16 protein-coding genes are annotated in these 18,016 nt (G+C 41.8%); 5 read left to right on the top strand and 11 right to left on the bottom strand.

The window, feature by feature from the left end; genetic code table 11:
* Together IGI41_RS03835 and IGI41_RS03830 are read left to right on the top strand one after the other, a co-directional pair.
* Window positions 1-1,035 carry a DUF58 domain-containing protein gene (locus IGI41_RS03835; RefSeq protein WP_430611400.1) on the top strand — a complete coding sequence of 345 codons (1,035 nt, stop codon included), beginning with the start codon at window positions 1-3 and terminating at the stop codon, window positions 1,033-1,035.
* A complete protein-coding gene (locus IGI41_RS03830; RefSeq protein ID WP_430611399.1) occupies window positions 1,032-3,182 on the top strand; it encodes a DUF4129 domain-containing transglutaminase family protein in 2,151 nt (716 codons plus the stop codon). The genes IGI41_RS03835 and IGI41_RS03830 overlap by 4 nt, the downstream gene beginning before the upstream one ends.
* A 145-nt stretch (window positions 3,183-3,327) precedes the next feature.
* Here IGI41_RS03830 and IGI41_RS03825 read toward each other — a convergent pair whose 3' ends face one another.
* Window positions 3,328-5,976: a cation-translocating P-type ATPase gene (locus IGI41_RS03825; protein WP_430612718.1), complete on the bottom strand. Its 2,649-nt coding sequence runs from the start codon at window positions 5,974-5,976 to the stop codon at window positions 3,328-3,330.
* 353 nt (window positions 5,977-6,329) lie between these two features.
* On the opposite strand from IGI41_RS03825, the gene IGI41_RS03820 reads away from it, so the two are divergent.
* Window positions 6,330-7,067 (top strand): NADPH-dependent oxidoreductase, encoded by a 738-nt coding sequence (locus IGI41_RS03820; protein WP_430611398.1) that lies wholly within the window; start codon window positions 6,330-6,332, stop codon window positions 7,065-7,067.
* Window positions 7,068-7,150: 83 nt separating this feature from the next.
* Here IGI41_RS03820 and IGI41_RS03815 read toward each other — a convergent pair whose 3' ends face one another.
* The 5 genes from IGI41_RS03815 to IGI41_RS03795 form a co-directional block, all read right to left on the bottom strand.
* Window positions 7,151-7,477, bottom strand: a complete 327-nt coding sequence (locus IGI41_RS03815) for a hypothetical protein (RefSeq protein WP_430611397.1) — start codon at window positions 7,475-7,477, stop codon at window positions 7,151-7,153.
* A 470-nt stretch (window positions 7,478-7,947) separates the two neighbouring features.
* Complete coding sequence (locus IGI41_RS03810) at window positions 7,948-9,054, bottom strand: NADH-dependent flavin oxidoreductase (RefSeq protein WP_430611396.1); 1,107 nt, start codon at window positions 9,052-9,054, stop codon at window positions 7,948-7,950.
* 187 nt (window positions 9,055-9,241) lie between these two features.
* On the bottom strand, window positions 9,242-9,742 hold the full coding sequence (locus IGI41_RS03805; RefSeq protein ID WP_430611395.1) for an SRPBCC domain-containing protein: 501 nt from the start codon (window positions 9,740-9,742) through the stop codon (window positions 9,242-9,244).
* Between the two features lie 63 nt (window positions 9,743-9,805).
* Window positions 9,806-10,966 carry an MFS transporter gene (locus tag IGI41_RS03800; RefSeq protein WP_430611394.1) on the bottom strand — a complete coding sequence of 387 codons (1,161 nt, stop codon included), beginning with the start codon at window positions 10,964-10,966 and terminating at the stop codon, window positions 9,806-9,808.
* Window positions 10,967-11,042: 76 nt separating this feature from the next.
* Window positions 11,043-11,480, bottom strand: a complete 438-nt coding sequence (locus IGI41_RS03795; RefSeq protein WP_430611393.1) for a MarR family winged helix-turn-helix transcriptional regulator — start codon at window positions 11,478-11,480, stop codon at window positions 11,043-11,045.
* Between the two features lie 335 nt (window positions 11,481-11,815).
* On the opposite strand from IGI41_RS03795, the gene IGI41_RS03790 reads away from it, so the two are divergent.
* Complete coding sequence (locus IGI41_RS03790) at window positions 11,816-12,124, top strand: DUF5960 family protein (protein WP_430611392.1); 309 nt, start codon at window positions 11,816-11,818, stop codon at window positions 12,122-12,124.
* Window positions 12,125-12,421: 297 nt separating this feature from the next.
* On the opposite strand, the gene IGI41_RS03785 is transcribed toward IGI41_RS03790, so the two are convergent.
* Together IGI41_RS03785 and pepV are read right to left on the bottom strand one after the other, a co-directional pair.
* Window positions 12,422-12,862: a GNAT family N-acetyltransferase gene (locus IGI41_RS03785; protein WP_430611391.1), complete on the bottom strand. Its 441-nt coding sequence runs from the start codon at window positions 12,860-12,862 to the stop codon at window positions 12,422-12,424.
* A 275-nt stretch (window positions 12,863-13,137) separates the two neighbouring features.
* The gene (pepV, locus tag IGI41_RS03780; RefSeq protein WP_430611390.1) at window positions 13,138-14,562 is read right to left on the bottom strand and encodes a dipeptidase PepV; all 1,425 of its coding nucleotides are present in this window, start codon (window positions 14,560-14,562) and stop codon (window positions 13,138-13,140) included.
* A gap of 157 nt (window positions 14,563-14,719) precedes the next feature.
* On the opposite strand from pepV, the gene IGI41_RS03775 reads away from it, so the two are divergent.
* Window positions 14,720-15,547, top strand: a complete 828-nt coding sequence (locus IGI41_RS03775; protein WP_430611389.1) for an NAD(P)H-hydrate dehydratase — start codon at window positions 14,720-14,722, stop codon at window positions 15,545-15,547.
* 44 nt (window positions 15,548-15,591) lie between these two features.
* On the opposite strand, the gene IGI41_RS03770 is transcribed toward IGI41_RS03775, so the two are convergent.
* The 3 genes from IGI41_RS03770 to IGI41_RS03760 are packed head-to-tail and all read right to left on the bottom strand — an operon-like array spanning window position 15,592 to window position 17,944.
* Window positions 15,592-16,182 (bottom strand): hypothetical protein, encoded by a 591-nt coding sequence (locus IGI41_RS03770; RefSeq protein ID WP_430611388.1) that lies wholly within the window; start codon window positions 16,180-16,182, stop codon window positions 15,592-15,594.
* Window positions 16,179-17,027 carry a carbohydrate ABC transporter permease gene (locus IGI41_RS03765; RefSeq protein WP_430612716.1) on the bottom strand — a complete coding sequence of 283 codons (849 nt, stop codon included), beginning with the start codon at window positions 17,025-17,027 and terminating at the stop codon, window positions 16,179-16,181. The genes IGI41_RS03770 and IGI41_RS03765 overlap by 4 nt, the downstream gene beginning before the upstream one ends.
* A gap of 5 nt (window positions 17,028-17,032) precedes the next feature.
* Window positions 17,033-17,944: a carbohydrate ABC transporter permease gene (locus tag IGI41_RS03760; protein WP_430611387.1), complete on the bottom strand. Its 912-nt coding sequence runs from the start codon at window positions 17,942-17,944 to the stop codon at window positions 17,033-17,035.
* Window positions 17,945-18,016 lie beyond the last annotated feature (72 nt).

The raw sequence follows: 18,016 nt of genomic DNA, 5'->3' as shown, positions 1-18,016 counted from the left end.
ATGGATACACATCTTGCAAAACGACTCATACGCCTACTTGTTTTGACCATTGCTTATTTGCTTTTACTGGCTTATTGTTTCATCTTCAACAACGATGCAGGCTGGAGCCTATGGTTCTTGCTGACACTTATCTTGCTTTTTGATCTTTTGAGCCTTTTTCCTTCCTTGAAAAAAGTACAAGTCACCATTGAGGAATCATTGCAGGTCGAACAAGGTGCAACGATTTCTCTGCCGATTGAAATTTTCTCCTATCGTCCGTTGTTTTTCCCTTTTATCGCACTTTATCTGTCTTTTGACGATGGTTTCCATCAACAAACATTATCTTTTTACCGTGGCGCATCTATTCGAACACAAGCCCAATGGGTACCACCGACGCGGGGCGTCTATGATACCTTTACAGCGACTTTACGCAGCCATGATTTATTCGGCTTCATTTACAAAAAACGGTCGATCACGATTGCGCAATCCGTGCTGGTCTTACCCGCTTATCGGGCAGAGGCAACGGCATTGCTGCCTCTGATCACAGAACAAACGCAGCGGTATACATATGGCGAACCAACATTTACGATCAAGCAGTTTCGTGCCTATCGACCAGGAGATTCGTTGAAACAAATTGATTGGAAACTTTCCAGCAAACAGCAAGCACTGGTTTATCGCGAACATGAAAACCTGCAGACACAAGCCCTTGTTTTGATTTTCTGGGGGGAAGCAGATGCGGCCTTTGAAGCAACCTTGGCACTATTTTATTCGCTGCATCAGCTGATGCAAAAACAACATACTGTCCAGATCCTGTTGTTTGGCTCAGGCCTTTCTTCCCCTTATCAAACAGATGCCTTAGCTTATGCCCAGATCACACCTTTTGACAAATTACCTACGGGCATTCCGCCGCTTTCTGGCAGGCATGTTTTACTGGTTGCCCCTGCTGCTACGGATCAAGTCTATGGATACATGGAGCAATTGCAGCATCACAACAGTTGTCAACTCTTGACCTATGCAGACTTGGATCGTCAGATTGCAGAGGAGGTGGACATATGAACGGTACATTGATCAAAAAATGTCTCATCGGGTTATTGACCTATATCAGTTTGATTCTCATGATTTTGCCCTTTGTGGCAGTTTACGACTTGGGCAACGAATCGACATTGCTGCTTTACGCTGGTTTTATCTGTTTGTCATTGGTGATTTTGCCAAAATTGCGCTATAGTCTGCCCTTGTTACTCGTCGCCTGGTTTATTGTGCTATATCGCATATTTCCCTATGGTACCGGTTTTTCGTTCGATTGGCTGATTCGCTTTGGGTATGACTTTTTACGGGCAGTCAGGGAAATCATTGTCGGCGATGTCGGGTATATTACTGAATTGGCGGCAGTGACCTTGATTGTCACTTGGGTGTTATTCTTGGCGATGTTACCCATCATTTTTCGCTGGTTCTTTTTTACCTATGCCATGATGTTGACTTATCTGCTGACGGTTGTCATATTCAATCGCTTTGATTTAAAGTGGCATATTGCAGGTATCTTGATCTGCGGCATGGCTTCAGCAATCATTGCGCAAATACAGATCTGGGATAAGCGCAAGGTGGCTGAATGGACAATGGTCCTACTGGTTCTGGCCTGCTTGACTTTTGTAGCGGTCTATCTGCCAAGGACCGTCCTTAGAGATCAATTGGTCAGTCGTTCAGCGATGATCCGCACACATTTGAATCAGGCGGGATTTTACCGATTTATTGAAGAAAATGGCACCCCTTCCGGTTCTCGAACCGGCTTTAGTGAAAATGATCGTCAATTGGGTGGACCATTATTAGACGACACCACTGTTTTATTCGAGGCACAACAAAATACCCGCCATTATTGGCGTGTTGAAAGCAAAGATTTTTATTCTGGAAAAGGCTGGATCAGTACGATCCGCCAGGAAGATGTGCGAACTGATCCAGTGTCACTAACGGTCGCAGATGATCAATACCAACAACTGTATAAGGAGACAGAAGATATCCTCATTGATTTCATGGATCACGGCGATTATGTCCCATTGCCTTACGGTCGCAGCCAATTGAACTTAACTGCCGGTGCCCAAGGGCTGCAAGCAGACGATTCAGTACGAAGAGTCGATTTGATTGCCCCTGAAGTGTTGACACAATTGGCGATCACTTGGGATCAGCCGGACTACACGGCAGAAAAACTGCAAGCCATCTCCTTGCAGCAGCCTGATACTTCGGTGGATTATACCCAGCTGCCTGAGACACTTCCAGAAAGGATCCCTGCATTGGCTGATGCAATCGTCGCAGATGCAACAACTTTATTCGATCAAGTCACTGCCATCGAAAGCTACTTAAAAAATACCATCAATTTTCGCTATTCAAAAACAGATGCTGTCTATCCTGAAGATGATCAAGATTATGTGGATCAATTTCTATTTGAAAGCCAAGTCGGTTATTGCGACAATTTCTCCAGTGCGATGGTAGTTCTACTGAGAACGTTGGATATTCCTGCACGTTGGGCTAAGGGCTTTTCTCCTGGTGATCCGGTCACTACTGAAGGAACGACCACGTATACCGTACGCAACCAAAATGCCCATTCATGGGTGGAAGTATTTTTTGAAGGCTACGGTTGGGTCCCTTTCGAACCGACACCTAGCTTTCAAAACCCAGATCGACCAGTATTGCAGACGGATACCACTACAGATGAAACAACCCCAAGTGAAAGTTCTGTTGCAGCAAGTCAAAGCAGTACCAGCAGCGCAACGACTGAAACGACGACCAGCAGCAGTCTTAGTGCGACAGAAGCAGAAAATGAGCCATGGCTGACAACTGAAGTGAAACAGCTTTTACGCAACAGTGTGATCTGGCTAGGCGGTCTGCTTGTGGTGGGTTTGATCTATCTGTACCGTCATAAACTCTTTCGTATTCGGATTTGGCTGATTTGTCGTTTTTCTCAAACGCCCCTGACACAGGCTTATCCTCTTTTGTTAAAACAGACAACACAGGTCTTGTACCGCCACGATGCCGAAACACTGACAGATTATGCACAGCGCTTAGAAGTAATGTATCCTCTGTTCCACGGCAGTTTTATCCAATTGACCGCTGCCTATGACGCCTATTTATATGGCAAAAGCCAGGAGCAAGGCTATCAACAGCTGCTGCTTCATACCGCTGATCAGATCAGTCAATTGAAGAAAATAAAATGACCCCCGCTAAACACAGTCTAGTTGCTGATAAACTGTTTACTGTTTATTCTTTTTCTCTAGACAAAAAAACTACTTAGGACCATGAACAGGCGGTTCCTAAGTAGTTTTTTGTAATTTATCTTATTGTACAGATGAACTTTCGCGCTTAATTTCCTTTACGATTTTGCACAGCGATAATGATCAGTTTGGTGATTTCCATCAATAAGACTGCACCAGCTGCCATCGCCATGGATAAACCAACATGATTCAACGTAAAGGTCGTTGGAATGGCAAATACTTCGCGAATACCAGGCAGCAAGGTGATACTGTATAACCCGCCACAAACCACGATGGCCAACCATACCATTTTATTGGCAAAAAATCCCGCTTGCCATGCTGTTTCTGTATTTGAACGGGCAGGCAATGTTTGTAATGTTCGGCTCCAGATCAATGTGGAGAATGCCATCGCTACACCAAGTTCAGGTGATTGATTCATCCCTAGCCATTGCGCTAAAATCACGACTGCGGCAATCAAGATACCACGATAAGTAACTGAAATCAATGTTTTGCCAGTAAAGATGCCGGCATTCGGATCACGAGGTGCTCGTTCCATAATCGTCGGCTCTGCTTTTTCCATCCCCAAAGCGATTGCTGGCAGCGAATCATTGACCAAGTTGATGAACAACAATTGCAATGCAGTGAATGGATTATCCCAACCCATGACCAAGGCAAAAACAATCGCGATGATTGCACCTAAATTTCCAGCAAACAAATAAGAAATCGCCTTTTTGATATTGTCAAAGACATTCCGTCCGACTTCTACAGCGCGAATGATCGAAGCGAAATTATCATCGGTCAGGACCATAGCGGCAGCATCTTTTGCGACATCCGTTCCGGTGCCCATCGCAATCCCGATATCGGCTTGCTTCAAGGCTGGCGCATCATTGACGCCATCACCTGTCATGGCAGAAATTTTGCCTTTATCTTGCCATGCGCGGACGATACGGATCTTATTTTCTGGAGAGACACGGGCATACACAGTAATCTTATCTAATTGCTCTGATAACTCAGGCTCAGACAAATTGTCCAACTCTGTACCAGTCAATGCCAAATCACCATCAGCAGCAATCCCGATTTCTTGGGCGATCGCCACCGCAGTTGTTTTATGGTCACCAGTGATCATGACTGTTTTGATCCCTGCTGCTTTGGCATCTGCCACCGCTTGTTTCACTTCTTTTCGCGGCGGATCGATCATCGCCATCAAGCCAACTAGAATCAATTCCTCTTCATCTTCCAGTGTCAATTCGCGTGCTTTGGCATCACCCATCGGGCGATAAGCAAAGGCTAGAACACGTAGCGCTCGTTTTGAAAATTCTTCATTTTGATGTTGTAATTTTTCCTTGATGTCTTCTGTCAAAGGGACCACTTGATCATCGATCAACACTTTCGTACTACGGCCAAAAACGATATCTGGTCCGCCTTTGGTCAAGAGCAAGGACTCTCCATCGATCTCATGAAGGGTAGACATCAATTTACGATCAGAATCAAAAGGCAATTCTTGCAGTCGCGGATATTGCTGACGAATGCTGCGATAAGGTTGTTGCAACGTTTCACTGTAATCAAGAAACGCAATCTCAGTTGGATCACCTAATTTGGTGCCATCTTCACTGATTGCCGCATCATTGGCCAAAACACTGATATCGATCAACCGTTTTTCAGGCAATGTCCAATTTGCTGGGTCATTCGAGAATTCTCCCGTTTGTCCATTGGGCAAGTAATAATCAACTACTGTCATCTTGTTTTGGGTCAGCGTACCTGTTTTATCTGTACAAACAATACTTGTAGAACCCAACGTTTCAACCGCCGGTAATTTACGAATGATCGCATGGCGTTTGGCCATTTGTTTCGTCCCGATGGACAACACGATCGTCACGATCGATTGCAAAGCTTCTGGAATAGCTGCGACAGCTACTGCTACCGCAAACATAAAGGCATTCACCAAGTCTTCCGTCATATCACCAGTGCCATCGCCTAAGAACAAGCGTGCCACTTGGACACCAAGAATGATCAGGGATAGGACCAATATTGCCAAACTTAGTTTCTTACTAAATGAATCAAGGCCACGTTGTAACGGCGTCTTATGCTCAACCGTATTTTCCAACAAACCAGCGACTTGACCGATCTCCGTCACATTTCCGGTAGCCGTCACGATAAATCGGCCACGGCCATAGGTCACGATGGTCCCACTAAAGACCATATTGTCACGATCGCCAATCGGTGCTGTCCGATCAATGATGCCAAGTTCTTTTTCAGCCGGTGTCGACTCTCCTGTCAACATCCCTTCATCCACTTTCAAAGAACCTTCTTCAATCAACCGGCCATCAGCAGGGACATAATCTCCAGCTTCCAAAATCACAATGTCACCGACGACCAATTCTTTTGCCAAAACACTTTGTTCTTTGCCATCACGAATCACAGTCGCATCAGGTGCAGATAAACTTTTTAGTGCATCTAACGAGCCTTCTGCTTTTTTGGTTTGGATGACACTAACCACTGAATTCAGCAGCAACACTGCAAAAATAACGATTGATTCAACGTGTGCCCCCATGATCATTTGAATGATTGCCACGATCAGCAGCACGATCACCATCGCATCTTTGAATGTTTCTAAAAACAAGGCCCAACTAGACTTCTTCGGTGCTTCTTTCAATTGATTCAAACCGTTCTCAAGTCGTTTTGTTGCTTCTTGCTGCGTCAAACCTTCTGGCCGACTCTGGACCTCTTCCATGATTTCTGAGATTTCTTTTTGATACATTTCTTTTGCCAATCTGTTTGCCCCTTTATTTGTATTTTTACCCGCTTAAGTATCTTTTAAAAAAAAAAAAGAGACCTAAGACAAGTATGTGCTTGTCTTAGGTCTCACCGTTTAAAATAATACCAGAAAGCTGTTGCCAGCTTACTTACTGTTGATATTACCGCGGCTTTCGCCACCAGTTACTCCCCTAAGGAATATTGTAATGTATATTTATCATAACGGAAAATATATATCTTGGCAACTTTAATCTCTTAATGTTGATATTTTCTTGAAAATATTCTTTTTGGTCAGTCGACTTTTTTTCTGATACACTGAGTGTACATAAAGATACCATTTCTACAGGAGGAAAACAAATGGACCTATTTAATCAATTCATCAATCATACATCTGTCAGAGATTTCAAACCCGAACCATTATCTGACAAACTGAAAGCACAGCTGGTCCAAGTGGCACAAAGTGGTGCTAGTTCTAATTTCGTCCAAGCCTACTCAATCATTGAAATCAAGGATCCGCAAAAATTGGCAACCATCGAAAAGATTGCCGGCGCGCCAAATTATATTACTCGTACGGGTGTCTTTTATCTCTTTGTGGCTGACTTATACAAGCATCAACAACTATTGGAACAAGCTGGGTTATCCAACCACGCATTGACCACGATGGAGCCATTTATCGTCTCTGTGGTTGATACGACTATCGCTGCGCAGAACATGGTCGCTTACGCTGAAACCCAAGATTTAGGCATCTGCTATATCGGCGGCATTCGTAATGATTTATCCGCTATCGCTCAATTGGTAGGTTTGCCTAAGCTGACATTCCCCCTCTTTGGTTTAACGATCGGTTATCCCCAAAGCCGCAACGAGGTCAAAGTACGCTTGCCCCAAGCCGCCATTTTAAGTACCGATCACTATCAACCATTGACCAAACAAATCGTCGATCAATACAATCAAACAACGGCTGCCTACTATGCCCACCGAGGCAGCAATCAGCAAGAAACCAATTGGCAAACAAAAATGACCGAGTTTTTCCGTGAGCCACGGCGTCCGGATGTTGCCGCCTTTATGCAAAGCCAGGGCTTTACCGGTGATTTTTAACTGAACCCAAACAAATAGACCGATCGTTTCAACAAGTGTGTGAAACGATCGGTCTATTTTTTATTCACCTGGTTTTTGACTATTTATGCGTATACTAAGTCTTGTTGAAATTTTTCTATCAATGCTGCCAATGCCTGATCTAATGCCGCTGCATCACTTGGAGACACTCGTTGCAGACGCTTGATTGGCTGCGCATTTACATCCAGTAAGTAATAGGGAATCGCCACATCGGCTTCCCGCCGAACTTTGATCAATGGCTGATATAACGTCTCTCCACAATGACCTGTTCTTGAAAAAGCCAATTGACATACAGTAGCACTTTCTCTTTTTATGTGATAACACCCGTTATTTCTTGCTATTTTTTCTGCTGCAAACCGATCGCTCAATGCTTCTAACGCCCGCCACTCCATGAATACACATCCTTTTTACGATATACAGATTCTTTGACCTTAGTGTAGCATAAAATGTTTGCCCTTAGCTCTATGATTTTATGTTAAACAGTTACCTGCCTCTTACTGATTATTTGTACATAAAACCAAGTGGATACTGCTTACCTGCTACCAACACTTTATCATGCTCGTCTTTACTATTGAACGGACTTGCAACACCAGGGCAAATAACTGAGACAATGCTACTTTGTTAAATTTTTCTCACGATAGCAGCATGGTCTTCAGTCTGTATACCTTGAGGATTTAAGGATTACTTAAATCTTGATTACGGGACGCTTCATTTTTGTGTCATGTTCAATCAATCTCCTCCAAGTTCATCAAACTGTTAGGATAAATTGGGACCTAAACTTTTTACAATGCATAAATTCGACTGAAACTATTTCTACATTTATTCAAACATTGAAGACCTTTTTTCAGAACAGTGCCTTTTTTTAAATATTAACAATTGATTGATAGCGTTCAACTAAAAAATTATATAATGGAACTGGCAGATCTAAATCATGGATGGCTTCTTCAAATGGTTTCGTGACAAATTTGGAATCCTCATTGTCTAATAATTTTTCTGCCCAAGTAGGGTCTACTAATAATTGTTGGCCTATGGCTGCAATCTCAGCATTTTCCAATACAGACTCCACATCTTTGCGATTGCGTATGCCGCCCACCCCTACCAATGGTTTTCTATTTTTTAACGCTTCGTGTACGTAGGCTAAAATTGATTTTTCGGTATACTTTTCTGATCGAGGCATACGTTCGTAGTGATTTAATGAAAGGTGAAGATAATCTAATCGGCTCTTTGCTAACTGTTCAATTAAATAGAGGGTATCTTCAAAGCGAATTCCAGGGGTTTCAAATTCTTCAGGTGAAAAACGATATCCTACTATAAATGGCTTATTTGCATACTCATCTACAACTTCAAAGATGTTCTTCAATAATGAATCAATAAAGTGATATCTTTTTTCAAGAGAACCTCCCCATGCATCTGTTCGTCTATTTGAATGGGGAGAGAAAAATTGTTGGATCAAATACGTATTGGCACCGTGCAGTTCAATACCATCAAAACCTGCGTTGATGGCGCGTCGAGTGCCATCACCAAATGCTTTGATGGTTTCTACAATCTCAGCCTCACTTAACTCTCGCGGTACTTCAGCATCAGGACGTTCTGCAGGTACAGCACTAGCAGAAACAGGTTGTTGACCTGAAAGCGTGGCTGATGAGGTCATTCTCCCACCATGAAAAATTTGTACAATGGCTTTAGCGCCTTTAGCATGGATTGCGTCTGCTAATTCTTTCAGACGTGGCAACGTTTCATCATCTGCAATACTTAACTCTCCTGGCCAGCCTTTACCGATATCTTGAACATTGGCTGCGCCAGTTATAATGGCCCCTACGCCTCCTGCTCGCTCAGCATAATAATTGATTTCATCTTTTGTGATTACTCCATTAAAAAAACTTAATTGGGTTGTCATTGGTGACATCATCAATCGATTTTTTAACGTTGCACCTGATGCAAAGGTTAATTTTTCAGTTAGTTCGTTCATCATGTTCCCTCCGTATTTTTATTCATAATATTCTACTTTTCCACATTTATGATAATAGCAACCATATCTTTATTTCCAAAGACCATCTTGTTTACTTGTCGATAATTTTTTTGCTGCTATTAAAGATAAATCTATTGGAAGGTTCTTTCATTCAGACACTGCTAAAGATAAGACTTTTGTCGTTCCATCAATGCGCTTTTGTATACGCTACTAATCCATCTAACCAAGCTTGATGACCATTCATCATTGGATTTGGGGTTTCATTTGCCATAGCTTTTGCTGGTACACCAATTTGAGATTCTTGAGTCAAAATACGAATGCGATTTTTGGGTAATTTCTCAATTAACCAAGCATGGTAGACATCTAAGAAATCATCTCCTGTTTCTTCATTCCAACCATGCCAAGACAAACGTGCAATGTCATTCTTTTTATCAAATTCTTCTATTTGAGCTTCCACATCGAATCCAAATGTCTTGAAACGAAAGCGCGTTTCTTCGTTCAATACACTTGATTCTTGATTATACATATGGATATCTGAAGAGTTTTTATAATATTTTTCCCAGTACGAGGTATCAGAAAGATATTCCCATACCTTTTCAAAAGACAAATCCTTTATGATTACTTCATTAGAAACAAAATTATCTGTTTCTCCAGGTGTAAATTTTTCAGTCCAATTTATTTCATTCATTATAAATACCTCTTCCTTTCAATTAATGTTTGTACATACAATTTTAAATCAATTCATTCTTTTTTAGGCTATTGATTTGCTGCGATCAATCAAATATCCTGTTCCCCATAATACTGCTGAAAGTAATATTGCTGTACTCATTGCAAAGCTCCATGAATGCATGATGGTATGCAGCCAACCAAACCATACTGGTCCTACTGCTGCCAATAAGTAGCCAGCAGATTGAGCCATCGCAGAAATATTGGCCGTTTCGTCACTATCTTTCGCTTTTAGCGTAAAGAAAACTATTGCTAGATTAAAAGCAACTCCCGCAGCTATTCCAACCACAAAACTTGCAACCATATCGATTTGATAACTAGATGAGACCAGCAAAGTAGCCAGTCCAACTATCAACCCAAGTCCAAGTATATGACATAGGTGTTGAACGCCCCTTTTGCGATTTGCAAAAAACGGCACAATAAATGCCATAGGTAAAGAGCCTATCTGTAAAATTGTCACTAAAGTCCCACTTTGCAGAGTAGAAAAATCGTGCGCCAAAAAAATACTAGGCAGCCATGTCAGTAACGAATAATACAATAAAGCTTGCAAACCAAAAAAAATGGTAATCAACCAACCTACCTTACTTTTCCAAACTGACGATGTTGCGTGTCTCTTGCTATTGTCAGTTTGGGTATAAGAAGGGGATTGCATTAGCGGAAGCCAACCAATGATACTGATTACTGAAATGATCGATAATCCCATCAAAATATTCCTAAGTGAATAATGAACACTCAATAGTCCTGTAGTGCCTGTGCCTATTGCACCTACAAAAAGCATTGATGTACTGTAAGCAGTGATACCGATAAGGGGATTTTTTAGCCGTTGTTTGATAACCGCGGGCAGCAATACATTCGCACTAGAAATACCTAATCCAATGAGAAATGTCCCTATGAGCAGCATGCCAATTTTATCCTGAATTCTTAAGAAACTGCCAACTCCTAAAAGGATCAAAAAAATTGCTATAGTAATCTCATTCCCTAATTTTCTAGCAATTCTTACTAGAATTGGCGAAGATACAGCAAATGTCAAAAGGGGTATCGATGTCAATAAACCGATTAAGTTGCTGGAAAGTCCATATGTTTTCTCAAAATCAGAGAGTAAAGGAGGAATTGCTGTGATAGGCAATCGCATGTTGATGGCAACAGCTACGATCCCAATGAACATGACTATTCTTTTTTTATTCAATATTTCCCTCCTTTCATTTACATGTGCAAGGATAACTTAAATTAGGTGTACATGCAACTGTTTTGTGTAAAAAATTTTATTTTACTTTTTTTAGCTGCTCTGCTGTATCGCTTAATTTACTAGCAAGCATATCACTTTCTTTATGGCCCAATATATCTCCATATGCATCATGAAGTTCATCCCAACTCGTATCAATCAATTGAGAAAGATCCTTGCCTTTATCAGTTAAATATACGAGGGATTTGCGTCCATCTGTCACTGTTTTGATTAACCCTTTGTGTTCTAATTTTTCGACAAAGCGAGCAATCGTTGATGGTGCAGAAAATAAGACTTCTGCAATGTCCTTTTGTGGTATACCATCTTTTTCTTTCAGGACTAATAAAATAAACCCGTATGTCGGTGCTAAACCAGTTTTTCGAAATGCTTCATCTGCCATTTTATTTAAAAGACGATCCAATTTTTTTACACTAAAAAAAAGACATTCATCCAACGCTTGTTCAATTGGCTTTCCCATGTATTCCCCTCCTTATAAAATATGTATGATCAACAAAAGTATACAACAAATTAGTTGTACATGCAAGTATCAAGATTAAAATCATCTTTTTCTGTTTGTTGGTTGTCAATCTCACTCCCGATTCTATGCTTCTAAAATTGTAGCAAGTACTTTAGTTACTCTGTTCATTCAATTGCCCCTATCATATAGAGAATTTTCGCTTCATAATTATTTGTCACCCTCCATCCTACAAAAATTTAGGTTGTTTTTTTTTTTTGCATGCTGCCCTTAAATGAAAAACTCCCCCTTTACAAACAGAACAAACGTTCGTATAATTTCAGTGAGGAGTGATTTTTATGACCGCTGCACAAATCGCTTATGCAACGCAAGAAACCTATGCTTTAGAGAAGCATTACTATGAGTTGGTCACATTACCAACACCTGTGCACTTTTTGTTCGATAGCTTTGCGCGCACGATGGAACATACGGGTAAGAATTATATTCTGATTCCCGCTGCCTATTCTGTTTTGCACCACCCGTTGTTTTTTGTTTTTCGTATTGAAGAAGGTGACGTGCCAGTTTATTATTATCAACATATTATAGCGAACCGGAAAATCGTCCGCCGCTACGATCCCCAACGGACGTATTGGCCGGACGGGCGGTGATCGATACAGCTATCATCTAATTTCACAACACTTTTGAATCTAGCCGGACGATTCGGTCACACATCTTCGCTAACGCTTCATCATGATTTTACTTTATCAGAAAACGCAAAAATCCTAATTAACCATCAAACAAGCGATATAAAACGGTTAATTTCGACTAATTTTATCAATTTAGTGAAATGCCAAAATTAAAAACAGTCTAGGTTCTTAACAAATCAAGATCCCAGTCTCCTTATGTCGATATCATTGTTTTGTCTTTCATCTGACACTATGTCAAATAAAAGACATTGATAAATATTAAATCGCCTTTTCCAAAACCCTCATTTTCCTCCCAAACTTATCAACTGCGTGATCGATTTCCTGATAACCGGATTTTTCATACAAACCTTGATGTTGCGTTACGATATATGCATGATCGAAACCGTTTTTGGCCAATTGTTCTTCCGCGATTTGCACCAACTGTTGGCTGATATGGTTTCCTCGATAGGTCGGGTCAACATAGACGATTGCGATATAGGGACTGTAAGGGATATCCTCAACGATATCCTTTTCGACGAAAGAACAAAAGCCGATAATTTTTTCGTTCTCTACTGCGGTGACAACACCTTCCCATGCCAAAAAATCATTATTTTTCATTTTATTTGCTAAATAATTTGCCGCTTTCCAGTCGGCTTGGTCGATTTCTTCCGCAACTGACAGCCATTTTTCATTCTGCTGTTTCAACACTTGATAATCCATATAATCATCCTCCATGACTCCTTGTATTCATATAAAGTCCTTATGAACAGCTTATCATTTATAGATACCTAAGAGAAGATGAACGATTCCTGCCATTTGAAATATAAACTGCGGATCGTTGCAACTATAAATAGGTGTAGCGGCCGCTTCAAACAAGTGCCCTGTCTTCACACAACAAAACGAAACAAAAAACTGCGTGACCTCAGTTAGATATCGATCAGACATCCTTTCTGGATCACACAGTTCACTTGATTGATTTAAATCGTTGAATAAATTTATTTTGCCAAACGATAGATTGCATCTGCATAGATAACAGCTGCATTGAATAGATCGTCTAAACTCATGAATTCGTTGGCTTGGTGCATGGTATCCACATAACCTGGGAACATTGCACCGTATGCCACACCACGTTTCAATAAGCGGCCATAAGTACCACCACCGATGATTTGTTCGAAGCCTTTTTCGCCGGTATGTTCTTCATAAACAGCCAATAGTGTTTCAACCAATGGATCATCTACTGGTACATAATGTGGTTCCATGTTGCGTTCATTGCGGGTCACTGTTGCTCCATCCATCCCCACAGTCTTTTCGATACCGATTTCTAAACCTTCGGCTGTGACACCTTTAGGGTAACGGAAGTTTAGGGCAATAAAGTTATCCGCTTGGGTACCTGCTTGGTTGGCTTTGAAGGCAAACAAGCCCGCATTCATGGTTAGTTTACCCATTTTTTCGTCTTCATATGCCACGCCTAATTTTTCACCATAGAAATCTTCATGGACGTAAGCTGCTGCTGCATGGATAAATTGTTTAGCGCCTCCGCCAAAAGCATAATTATCAAGAAAGACTGCTAAGAAAGTCCCTGCGTTGATTCCTGATTGTGGGCTTGCGCCATGGGCACCTTTGCCGACCAATTCAATCTTCACTTGTTCATTCTCTGTTTCGATCGTACCAGTGACAGGTTGTGCTTCTACATAATCAAAGAAAGCTTTCTCTAATGCCAATGCAGCATCAGTTGAAGGTGCGATAAAGGTAGCAGTTGCTGTACCTGGCACCATATTTTCTCTTAAACCAGCGGTAAATTGTTGTAAGCGATAGTCACCTTCATTATTCCCTTGGAAGTGCAATCCTAATGTGACGTTCCCTTTTTCACCGTTGATGATTGGGAAATTGGCATCTGGTGAAAACCCAAAATCAGGTTTTTCTTCATGTTCGAAGTAGTAATCCATATCTGCCCAGCCGCTTTCTTCGTCAGAACCAACAACGAAACGGATTTTTTTGGATAGTGGCAAACCCAATTCTTTGATGATCTTCATGCCATAATAAGCAGCCATAGAAGGTCCTTTGTCATCGGATGAACCACGGGCATAGATTTTGTTGTCATTGATCACCGGATCATATGGATCAGTTGACCAACCATCTCCAGCAGGCACAACATCCATGTGGCCGAAGATGCCTAATGTTTCATCACCTTCACCAAATTCGATATGTCCAGCATAATTGTCGACGTTTTTGACTGTAAAACCATCACGTTCGCCATATGCCAGCATATGAAGCAACGCATCACGAGGTCCAGGTCCGAAAGGTGCGTCTGCAGTGACTTTGTCGTCTTCCCGTTCACTTTTCACTTTTAATAAGTCGATCAAGTCGTTCAGCAAATCATCTTTGCGGGCTTCGACTTCTTTTTTCCAATCGATTGTCATTTGATTCCCTCCATTTCTTTTCTCGCCTTTTATGATAACACTCTTAGGGCCAAAATGGAAAAAAATTTGGTCATCTTAGTCGGTCTTTTTGCGATAAATAGGTATAATAGAACCAATGGATCACCGATTCCAATCGAGGAATGAAAGGAGTCAAACAATGGAACAATTGAATGAAACAATTTTAAAAGAGGTCATCCGACAAAGACCCGTTGAAAGTCACAAAGGTACCTTTGGAAGAGCCGTCTTAGTCGGAGGCAATCAGCAATTTGGCGGTGCGATTTTAATGGCTGCCCAAGCATGTGTTTATGGCGGAACGGGTTTGACTACGGTGATATCCGACCCAGTCAATCGCTCGTCGCTGCATGCACGATTGCCAGAAGCGATGTTTGTCGATTGGCACCGATCAGATTGGATCGATTCTGTCACAGAATCTGCCGATGTGATCTTGATTGGTCCCGGACTTGGGGAGAGCAAAGACAATTTCGATTTGTTGCAACGCATCGTCACAACACAAAAGGAACATCAATGGTTGGTGATCGATGGTTCAGCGATCACATTGACAGCCAAATATCCGATGACTTTTCCTTATCCCGATCAGGTTGTCTTTACCCCTCATCAAATGGAGTGGCAACGTCTGAGCGGCTTGGCGATCGATGAACAAACGCAAGCACACAATCAGCAAGCCCAAGAAAAATTAGGCAGCATCGTTGTGCTAAAAAGCCATCGCACCCAAGTCTATGGCCAGCAAATCGTTGTGAATCCGCTAGGTACGCCTGCCATGGCGACTGGAGGGATGGGGGATACATTAGCCGGAATCATCACCAGCTTTTTGGCCCAATTTAAAGGTTCTGAAGCAACTGTTCATGGCGCAGTCTTTCTCCACAGTTTGATTGGTGAAGCATTGGCAAAAGATCAATATGTTGTCTTGCCTACCCAAATCAGCGAAGCGTTGCCTCGTTACATGAAGCAGTATAGTCAAAAATAAAGACATAGACAGTAAAGGAAGTTTTGGCTGACTTCCCTTACTGTCTATTTTTGATAAATGTATAGATTGCCTAGGACCCAGCCGCTCATACCCAGCACCAATAGATATACCGGGCCAAAAAGGACCAGTGCAAAAGCGAAACAGAACGTCCATAAGACATGTCCCAATACCTTTTTGGGTTGCTTGCCAAATAGATAAAAACTGACCCAAAGCTGAGGGAAGGTCCCTCCAGTTTGCCAGCCGGCCATTGTCTGATAAAACAATACCAAAGCACACAAGACAAAAGCCACCAATAAACCTGCTGAAAGCACTTGAAAGATAGGCAGTTGGATACGACCTAGAACCAAAGAATCAATCACAAGCAAGCCCATCAGACCGCTGAAGAACCAGTCTGATTTACGCTTACGCAGGTGTCGGATGCGTTGGCGAAACAGTTGTCCACACGTTGCTTCCTGCTGATCATTGCTGCGCAGTAGGATCAAGACCTCGATCAAGGCCCTTGTGGCGGCGACGCTGGTGACAAGAGGCAAAGTATACAGCAGCCACCAGCCTTGCAAGGCGACCAATTGCGGAAGCCATCGTATGCCATGAAGCAGACTTTGATTGATCCTTTGCGGTGCAGTCCGTAACTTCATCCTTTTGAACCCCCTGTGAGATCCATGCCTTCAATAAAGTAACGTTGCGCAATGAAGAACAATAAGATAGTTGGTAATAAGACTAAGGTGGCACCTGCCATCAAGTAATTCCATTGGGTCGTTGATTGATTTTGAAAAACCTGCAAACCAATCTGCAATGTATACTGTTCTTGGTTTTGAATATAGAGCAATGGGCCAAGGAAGTCATTCCAAGCGCCATTGAAGGCATTGATTGCAATCGTGATCAATGCTGGTTTGGTCAAAGGAATCATCAGGCGACTCCAAATGTATAGATGATTGGCGCCATCCATTTTGGCTGCTTCGATCAATTCATTATTGACAGACATATAAAACTGCCGCATCAGAAAAATATTAAAGGCACTGCCAAAGAATGAAGGTACGATCAGCGGTAAATAAGTTCCGACCCAACCAATTTTTGAAAATAATACATATTGAGGGATCATCGTCACAAAGCCGGGGATCATCATGGTAGACAAAACCAGCGCAAACATCAGATTTTTAGCTGGAAAAGCCAATTTGGCAAATCCATATGCAATAAATGAATTAGACAGTACATTGCCGATCACCACCAAAATGGTAATGAACAATGTGTTTTTAGCGTATTGCCAGAAAGGAAACGCATTGATGGTTTCCCAATAATTGGCAATATTGATTTCTTCTGGAAAAAAAGTAGGGGGATAACGAACGATCTCCTCCATTGGTTTCAAGGAAGTAAATACCATCCAAAGCAATGGAATCAGCAGGACGATGCCAACCAGACTCATCACCAGATAGCTGAGGATTTTTTTTAATCGCTCTTGACTTGACTGACTTCTTTGATGCATCTGCATTAGTTTTCGCCTCCCGTATAATGGACCCAACGAGGTGCCAACTTCAAATTGACAAAGGTCAGTATCAGGACGATCAAAAATAAAATCATCGACATGGCCATCGCGTAACCCATATCAAAAGCGACAAAGGCTTTGTTCCACATGTGTAAATTGTAAAACAGCAATGAGTTGGCTGGTCCCCCCGTACCATTTTTGGTCATAACATACGCTTCTTGGAAAATTTGGAAAGAACCAATCGTTGACGTGATCACATCATAGAAAATGATGGGTGTGATCAGCGGCACGGTAATATGCTTAAATTTCGACCAGACCCCGGCACCATCGATCTCTGCTGATTCATATAACGCAGGCGAGATGTTTTGCAATGTCGCCAAATAAAGCAGCATCGCCCCGCCAGAACTCCAGATTTTCATCAAAATCAACGCTGGTTTGGTCCATTCCGGATCGAAAAGCCAAGCAGGACCCTTGATATTGAACCAACTTAAAAATGTATTGATCAAACCTGCCGATGGCGACAGCAACTGCATCCATAACACGTAGACTGCCACACCAGATAAAATCGCTGGCAAATAAAAGGTGGTACGGAAGAAACTGATACCACGTATTTTTTGATTCAATAAAGTAGCCAAAAAGACACTGAACACAGTCGTCAATGGTACATTGAACACGACAAAGTACGCCGTATTGTATAATGATTTCCAAAATAACGAATCTTGGGTAAACATTCTGGTAAAATTGCGCAATCCAATAAAATTCATTTTTGAGGTTAAATTATAGTCCGTGAAACTACCAATGAATGAAAACAACATTGGCCCTAACATAAACACGACAAAGCCGATCAAAAATGGGGCAATGAAGAAGTATCCCCATAGCGCTTCTTGTCGTTTGCTTTTCGACATTTTTTTTGCCATCGCTCCTGCTCCATTCGCATAAAATTACGCCATTCATCTTGCCTCGTTTCGTAAAAGGAACGCCCTATCTAT

It is taken from the genome of Enterococcus sp. DIV0876, from assembly GCF_050529585.1.
In the GTDB taxonomy this organism is placed as follows: domain Bacteria; phylum Bacillota; class Bacilli; order Lactobacillales; family Enterococcaceae; genus Enterococcus_D.
This window is presented reverse-complemented; position numbering and strand designations above follow the sequence as displayed.